This is a genomic window from Nonomuraea spiralis, assembly GCF_014648435.1.
In the GTDB taxonomy this organism is placed as follows: domain Bacteria; phylum Actinomycetota; class Actinomycetes; order Streptosporangiales; family Streptosporangiaceae; genus Nonomuraea; species Nonomuraea spiralis.
In genome coordinates, this window is sequence record NZ_BMRC01000050.1 from 43,889 (window position 1) to 51,129 (window position 7,241).

Consider the following 7,241-nt stretch of genomic DNA (forward strand, 5'->3'; position numbering starts at 1 on the left):
GGCCCGCGCCGTCCTCCACGAAAAGGAATGGTGACCATGACCCTGCTGACCTACACCGTCCTCACCGACCCGGCGCCCCTGGAAGCGTCAGCGGCCGGACAGCAGCCCAAGTCCACGGGAACGGTGTACCTGGTCATCACCAACAGCGGGCAGCAGCAGGTGAACTGGTCCACGATCAAGGTGGACGTGCCCGTCGGCAACGGCGCCGGCGACCTCACCCCCGCCTCGGACCTCAACAAGATCAAGCCCAAGGGCGAGCACCGCACAGGACCGGGCACCCCGCCGGGCACGCCGCCAGGCACCCGGACGCCGGTGCCCCTTCAGCGGGTCCAGGGCTCCAACAGCTTCCAGGCCACCGCCCCGGTCGGCAAAAGGGCCTTCGCCCCCGGCGACTCCATGGTGCTGACGCTGGAGAACGTCACCGTCGCCCCCACCGCCGGGCCGGTCGTGCTGACGGTGACCGAGAACGGCGGATCCAAGAGCGCCAAGAAGGTCGACCGCTTCGCGGCGGTGGCGCTGGCGAAGACCGCTGCGAAAGAGCTCCCGCCGCACAGCTTCCATCCGAACAACGCCATGGTGGATGCCGGCACCAACGTAACGCTGAACTGGCAGGGCTCCGCCGGCTTCAGCTACCAGATCATGTACCCGGGCGCGCCGCAGCCCGTCCCCGTCTCCGGAGGCAGCTGGTCACCGCCCGCCCCGAAGCGGGCCACCACCTACATCCTCATCGCCACCGACCCCGCCACGCAGCAGCAGCACTTCCTCACCACGACCGTTCACGTGCGCAACCCCGAACTCGACACCCTCACCGCCACCACCGAGATCAAGACACCCCGGGTCCAGGGGACCACGACCAACTGGGGCCTCACCATCAACGGCACAGGGGCGGCGATCTCCGACACCTCCGGCGTGAAGGGGACGTTGACGGCCGGCGATGCCACCCTCAGCGGCGTGGCCACCGAGTATGTGAAGGGGCTCAACGCCGGCGAGGGAGACATCACCTTCGCTTCGGGCGGGGTGAAAGTCTGGAGCACACGCGGCTCCAACGACCTAGGCACCCTGTACGCCGACGGCATGCAGGCCAGATATGTGGAGGGGCCCAATACCGGCGAGGGAGTCATCACCTTCCCCCAGGGCGGGGTGAAAGTCTGGAGCGCAGGCGGCTCCAGCGACCTGGGCACCCTGTACGTCAGCGGCATCAGAACCGACTACGTGAGCGGACCCAACGACGGCGACGGAGACATCAGGTTCCTCACAGGCGGAATGAAACTCTGGAGCGCACTCGGCTCCAACGACCCGGGCACCCTGTACGCCCGCAACGTTAACGGAGCGGCCTCAGGACGGAGCACCCCACGGTATGGCTGGAGGCCGACAGGAGGGAACTACTACGACATCACCGTCGACACCTCCGCGGCCGGGTTCACCAGCTGCCCCATTTACCTCATCGCTCTCGGAGGTGACTTCTACGGCGAGCATGACCTCCGTACCACTGCCATCTACAACGCCACTGCCACCGGCTTCAGTGTTGTCCTCAGATGGCGCGACGGCGTGCCCATGACGCTCGACGAGGCCGAGCGGCTCGGCTGGCACATCGACTGGGTCGGCCACGTCTCTTCCTGACCTCGCCACCGCCCGGGCGAACAACCCCTGCACACGACATGAGCCCGGAGGATACTCCCGGCCCATGTCGTCGTGGAGGTGATGCGGGTAAGACGCGTTGATCACCAGTGCCCTCCATCGTCATCTTGGGTGGTTGACGCCTTCTCACAGGTCAGGGAGATGTGATCTTGTCAGGCACGTAAGGCAAGTAGGCTGCTTGTCGCCTTGAGGCACCGGCCATCCGGCCCTCGACGCTTTCCTCGCCACGGCCCCACCGCCACTCCCAACATGCACCGCGCCTACGCCTCAGCCATCGACCGCACCATCGCCCTGCTCGGCCGAGACAGGGCGCTCGCCGACCTCGCCGACGCCAGGCGACCCTGGCCAGACACTTCGACAGTCAGATCAGGGCGGGGCCCACCACCGCGGATGGGCGCCGTGCTTGATTCCCGGCCCGGACCGTGAGAGCAAGGCCAGGCTCACGCCCTGTCAGCGCGCCAAGGTGCGGGCGACGCCGCGTGCGCTCTGCTGGGCGGGGATTCGTCAGCAGCGGCCGATCTGTGGGGCTGACCGGCGCCGAGCGGCTGGAGAGGCTGTGCCGGGCTGGGTGGGCTAGGTGAGGTTCAGGCCGCCGTCGATGGCCGGCACCTGGCCGGTCAGCCAGGTCGTGGCGGGGTCGGCCAGGCGCAGGATCCAGGTGGCGACCTCTTCGGGTTCGCCGCGGCGGCCGAGCGGGATGCGGGCGGCCTCCTCGCGCTTGATCTGCTGGACGACGGTCTCGGGCAGGCCGGCGCCGGTCTGAGCCTGGCTCTCGGTGGGGCCGGGGGGCCAGGGCGTTGGCGCGGATGCCGTCGCCGGCCAGTTCCAGCGCCCAGCTGCGGGTGAGATGTTCGAGGACGGCCTTGGATGCGGCGTAGTGGGCGGCGCCGGGCAGCGGCAAGAACCCGCCCGGCCCGCGCTGCGCGAATGCCCTCCTCGTCCCGATCGCTTCAATGGCGACATGGTCAAGCGCAGGCACAGTGCCAACGACGGGGTGCCGCCTGTCACATTCGAGCGCCTGATGATCAAGAAGCGGCAGGCATCAACGGTCCTGCTGAGGGCCGCTGTGGCATAGGACCGTCTCCACGGCTTGAGGGATTGACAGTTACGCGGAAGTCAGCCATATCGAGAACTGTCCCGGTGATCCCAAAAAAGTCTTGGACGAGCGGTTACTGAAATCGTTTTCTGGAAGAGCTGGAGCCGCACCTCCCCTCGTCACCCCGCTCCGGCACCGGAAGGAGAACCATGAGGTCGTTGCACATCCTGGCCGCGGTCACCGTGACGCTGGCCCTGACGACGAGTCCGGCAGCGGCTCAGTCGCCGCCGCCCGGCCGAGACAAGCCGGTCACCATCGTCTCCGATCAGGCGGGCGAAACCTTCACCGAGTCCGTCAGCGCGGCGGATGCCATCGGAGTCCGGACCATCACCTGGACCTCGAACACCGGCGCGAAGCTCAGGCTTCAGGGAGTGCTGCCCGGCAGCACCGTCCGGGTCGTCCACGCGGCGTCTCAGGTCCCCGGTGTGAACCCTTCCGCGCAGCTCGCCGGCGGCCGAGCGGTCGGCCTGTCCATCACCGGCCCGAACCTCAGCAAGTCCGAACTGCTGAAGTACGCCGGTTCCGTCCCCGATCCGGCGACCAGCGGAACCGCCGCCGCCCTGAGCACCCCGGTGGACCGGAACCCGGACTGGGCCCTGGTCGCCGACTACTGGTTCGGCAACGCCCACATCTACGGCTGGTACGGCTACTGGCTGGTCCACAACGACGGAGCCGGGAACTGGGGAGTCCTCGGCCAGATCTGGCACAGCGCCAACGACCTGGCGAAGGGCACGGAGATCAAGCAGACCTGGCAGTGGACCTATGTCCCGCCCGGCAACGCGATCGTCGACCAAGACCCCAAGTGGACGCAGTTCTTCGAGCCCTGCCGGCAGCAGCCCATCTCCGTCAGCTTCCTCGGCTTCTCGATCGGAGGCAGCATCTACAACTGCCGGGGCCAGGTCGACCCCTGGGCTTGGGCCAACAGCACCGACACCGGCGTCGGGGTGAGCTGGAAGGGCAAGAGCGGCTACACGACCATCGGCGGCGCGACCGACTTCGCCATCTACAGCCCCTCGACCGCGGCCTGGAATGTCTCGGGCTGGATCAAGCTGATCGATGACTGACCGGTAACCGTCAGGCGGACTCGGAGTTCTGGGCCCAGGCGAGGCTCGCGGCGATGTAGCCGGTCACCAGGGGCGAGTGATCGGTGCTTCGCCTGGCCAGGACGAGGTGGGTCGAGGGATGATCGGCCAGCGGGACGTAGCGCACGCCCGGGACGGGATTCGTCCGGGTCGTCCGCTCGGGAACGAAGATCGCGGCCTGCTGCCAAAGGACCGCGTGTAACCCCTCGCCGAGTGATCGCACCACCGGACCGTCGCCCGGAATCTGCCAGAACTTCACCCAGGTGGGGTCCGCCTCGCTGGGCAGCCGGACGGTCCGGTGGCCGTACAGCTCGACGCAGGCGAGTGAGAGCCGGTCGGCCAGCGGGTCGTCCATGGGCAGCGCCACGTATATCGGCTCCGCCCGGACCGCGTGAACCGCCAGCCCGGTCTCGTCGAACGGCGTGAACGTGATCGCCACATCGACCTCGCCGCGCCTGAGCCCGATCGTGGGATCGGCCACGTTGCCCTGGCGAAGCTGGACCCGCGAGGCCGGATACCGCTGGGTGAAGCTCCGGGCAGCCTCGGCCGACAAGGCCGACTCGGCCGGGCCCAGCACACCGATCCGCAGTACCGGCTCACCGTTCGCCTGCCGTACTCGCTCGACCGCGCCCGCGGCGGCGGCGAGCAGTTCCCGGGCCTCCCTGAGCAGCACCTCGCCGGCCATAGTGAGGATCATCCCGCGCGCGGTGCGGACGAACAGCGCGCATCCCAGCTCCGCCTCCAGTTCGCGAATGCGCTGACTCAGCGGCGGCTGGGAGATGAGCAGGCGACGGGCGGCGCGTCCCACGCTGCCCTCTTCCGCGACGACCACAAAGTACTGCAATCGGCGTAAGTCCACACGCGCGACGGTATATCGGAATCTTGACTATGGATCTACCGAAGGGGCATGAACTTGAGTGGGAGAGAATGGCGGGCACGAAGCTACGTAATCGTCCTGCCAGCCGTCCTCCTCGGGCTGGTGATGCCGGTCGCGCCGGCGCGGGCCACGGCCACGACGAAGGTCTTCGGGTTCCTCCGCGCCTCGGCGGCGAACTCTCCTTCGCCAAGGGCAAGATCTGGCCACACCCCGAGTTCGAGGCATGGCAGTGGAAGCGGACCGGCGCCTGGCACGCCTACGCCGTGGCCGCCGGCGTCAAGCTGTACGTCAACATCCTGGCCGGCCAGGCCCAGCCCAAGCAGGTCACCTACACCTGTCTCGATCGTCCAGTCTCGCCCTGCTTAACATAAGAAAGACTCGTTCATCCCATATCTCACAGCGGTCTGGCGGAGAGGGAATTCGCGATCTCCGTGGGGCAGGACCGGCGCTCAGCCTTGCGCAGCGGCACGTGCTTACCCGGCGTGACAAAGTTGATCTGAAGCAGGTCTATATCGGTACCGAGTTGACTCATCACCATGCTCTTGCGTGAAATCGTGGCCACGGCCATCGCCCTGCCCCTTCTGTGGCCGAGCACGGCCGGTGCGCACGCCGTGCGGCAGGCGCCGCTCGGCGCCGTGTTCAACAACCCCAACACGGCGGACAAGACCAAGATCGTAAATCAGTTGATCGTGTTGATCGACGGCGCGGAGACGGGCTCGGACATCCGGATGACGGTGTTCGAGTTCACCGATCCCGATGTACTCGCCGCCCTGAAGGCCGCGCATGCCAGGGGCGTCAACGTCAAGGTTCTGGCCGACGGCGGCGCCAAGGACAGCGCTCAATTCAAGGATCTCGCCGCGGCGCTTGGCGGTGAGATCGGCAAGTCGTCTTGGGCGACCCACTGCCGGCACGACACCAATTCCTCGACCGCCTGCATCGGCAACGTCCCTGGCGACGACGGTTCGAAGATGCACAACAAGTTCTACCTGTTCTCCAACACCCTCGGCAGCTCCAACGTCGTCATGCAGTCGAGCGCCAACCTCAAGCAAGGCGGCTCCGGGACGGGCCAGTGGAACAGCTCGTACACCCTCTCCGACACGGCCGTCTACGACGCCTACCTGGCCTACTTCGACGACATGGTGCAGATGAAGCTGATCCCCGACTACTACGAGACGCATCCACCAGTCGAGACGCCGATCATGAAGGTCTATCACTCGCCCCGCAAGGACGGCGACACCATGTACAACATCCTCGGCCACGTGAAATGCGAGGGGAACACGGAGGGCGGCACCACCGGCGACCATCGCACGATCATCAGGGTCTCCACCTGGCACATCGCCCAGGAGGCCGTGGCGAGGCGGCTGTGGGACCTGGACCAGCAGGGCTGCTACGTCGACATCGTGTACCGGCACGCCGGCACGGCCGCCCTGCAAGCACTGCTGAAGCCGCCGAACGGCTATCACGGTCCGGAAATCCGGACGTTCAGGGACGCCCCTGGAACACACCAAAAGGACCTCTTGATCGACGGCACGTACAACGGCAAGATCAACCAGCAGGTTGTCTTCACCGGCAGCATGAATCTCAATTCATCATCGCTCCGTGAGAACGACGAGACCATGCTGCGGATCACGGACCCCGAGGTCCATCGCGTCTTCAAATACAACTTCTGGGAGGTCCAGAAGGCCGCCGACGTCGAGGTCCAGACCAGCAAGGGGCTGGCCAGGAGTCTGCCTCCCACGGTCGAGTCCCCCGACGAACGAGCAGAGTGAACCCTGGAACGGAAAGAGGGGCACCGGCGCCGCTCATGTGTGAATCAAGAAAGGTCGCGCGCCGGGTGACCCTCCGGGGTGTGACCTGACAGCTCCGCCACCGACGCCATGCTGAACGGGAAGACGACCAAGCACCGACAGCCGCGTCCGTATTCTCGGCGTCACCCGCGAGCTCGTGGACCAGTGAGCAAATCGCATGTCCGGCTACCCGAGGCGGCGCGTGACCCGCGTTCCGTCGCACGCCTTGGCGTGCGACGGCGGGAGCGTCGGCGGCTCCCCTGCGGCTTTCTCACCCGACGGACGCCTGTTGGCCGTGGCAGACGCAACCGACCAAATCCAGCTGTGGGATGTCACTGCCGGCCAGCCCCTCGGGCTCCCGCTCAGCGGCTTCTTCCACCCGGAAGATCTCCTTGGGGACAGCTCACTCAACTCGCTGGCCTTCGCCCCGGATAGGCCCGTGGCGTCGCTCTCCGCGAGAAGCAGGTGTTCGCCTGTGGTGTCCAGGCCGAAGAACACCGTGGGGGCGCGGAAGGTCACCGGCCGCGGCCGTCCGGTCGCGGTGTCGAACAGGGCGATGGTGCGGTCCTGCCGGAGCAGAGCCAGCACTTTGCCGTCGCCGCTGAGCCCGGGCGCGGCGAAGAACCGGGTGTCCAAGGGCATGCCGGGGAAGGTGAATGAAGTTGGCCCGGTTTGGTGGACACCTGACCTCTGGGGAACCCTGGTTCCCGGAAGGAGTCCACTGTGCCGAACAACTATCCGCCGGAGTTCCGCCGGCAGAT

The 7,241-nt window shown here is 66.9% G+C and carries 7 protein-coding genes and 1 pseudogene; 4 read left to right on the forward strand and 4 right to left on the reverse strand.

The window, feature by feature from the left end; all coding sequences use genetic code 11:
* The first annotated feature begins 36 nt into the window (after positions 1-36).
* Positions 37-1,620, forward strand: coding sequence for a hypothetical protein (locus IEZ27_RS50930; protein ID WP_189653881.1), 1,584 nt, complete (start codon positions 37-39; stop codon positions 1,618-1,620).
* Positions 1,621-2,211: 591 nt separating this feature from the next.
* Here IEZ27_RS50930 and IEZ27_RS50935 read toward each other — a convergent pair.
* Both IEZ27_RS50935 and IEZ27_RS54635 read right to left on the reverse strand, forming a co-directional pair.
* On the reverse strand, positions 2,212-2,487 hold the full coding sequence (locus IEZ27_RS50935; RefSeq protein WP_229825090.1) for an SDR family oxidoreductase: 276 nt from the start codon (positions 2,485-2,487) through the stop codon (positions 2,212-2,214).
* Positions 2,456-2,617: pseudogene (locus tag IEZ27_RS54635) on the reverse strand (hypothetical protein); the annotation flags it as partial. The pseudogene IEZ27_RS54635 and the gene IEZ27_RS50935, both read right to left, overlap by 32 nt.
* A 266-nt stretch (positions 2,618-2,883) precedes the next feature.
* Here IEZ27_RS54635 and IEZ27_RS50940 point away from each other — a divergent pair.
* Positions 2,884-3,798, forward strand: a complete 915-nt coding sequence (locus IEZ27_RS50940; protein ID WP_189653882.1) for a hypothetical protein — start codon at positions 2,884-2,886, stop codon at positions 3,796-3,798.
* 10 nt (positions 3,799-3,808) lie between these two features.
* Here IEZ27_RS50940 and IEZ27_RS50945 read toward each other — a convergent pair whose 3' ends face one another.
* On the reverse strand, positions 3,809-4,675 hold the full coding sequence (locus tag IEZ27_RS50945; RefSeq protein WP_189653883.1) for a LysR family transcriptional regulator: 867 nt from the start codon (positions 4,673-4,675) through the stop codon (positions 3,809-3,811).
* A 29-nt stretch (positions 4,676-4,704) separates the two neighbouring features.
* On the opposite strand from IEZ27_RS50945, the gene IEZ27_RS50950 reads away from it, so the two are divergent.
* The gene (locus IEZ27_RS50950; RefSeq protein ID WP_189653884.1) at positions 4,705-5,064 is read left to right on the forward strand and encodes a hypothetical protein; all 360 of its coding nucleotides are present in this window, start codon (positions 4,705-4,707) and stop codon (positions 5,062-5,064) included.
* A gap of 165 nt (positions 5,065-5,229) precedes the next feature.
* The gene (locus IEZ27_RS50955) at positions 5,230-6,462 is read left to right on the forward strand and encodes a phospholipase D-like domain-containing protein (RefSeq protein WP_189653885.1); all 1,233 of its coding nucleotides are present in this window, start codon (positions 5,230-5,232) and stop codon (positions 6,460-6,462) included.
* A gap of 204 nt (positions 6,463-6,666) precedes the next feature.
* Here the strand turns inward: IEZ27_RS50955 and IEZ27_RS50960 are convergent, their stop codons facing one another.
* The gene (locus IEZ27_RS50960) at positions 6,667-7,122 is read right to left on the reverse strand and encodes a hypothetical protein (protein ID WP_189653886.1); all 456 of its coding nucleotides are present in this window, start codon (positions 7,120-7,122) and stop codon (positions 6,667-6,669) included.
* Between the last annotated feature and the right edge of the window lie 119 nt (positions 7,123-7,241).

Coding starts and splice junctions, on each gene's coding strand:
- IEZ27_RS50955 (WP_189653885.1), top strand. CDS start 5,230: ATGCTCTTGCGTGAAATCGTGGCCACGGCCATCGCCCTGCCCCTTCTG.
- IEZ27_RS50940 (WP_189653882.1), top strand. CDS start 2,884: ATGAGGTCGTTGCACATCCTGGCCGCGGTCACCGTGACGCTGGCCCTG.
- IEZ27_RS50930 (WP_189653881.1), top strand. CDS start 37: ATGACCCTGCTGACCTACACCGTCCTCACCGACCCGGCGCCCCTGGAA.
- IEZ27_RS50950 (WP_189653884.1), top strand. CDS start 4,705: ATGGATCTACCGAAGGGGCATGAACTTGAGTGGGAGAGAATGGCGGGC.
- IEZ27_RS50960 (WP_189653886.1), bottom strand. CDS start 7,122: ATGCCCTTGGACACCCGGTTCTTCGCCGCGCCCGGGCTCAGCGGCGAC.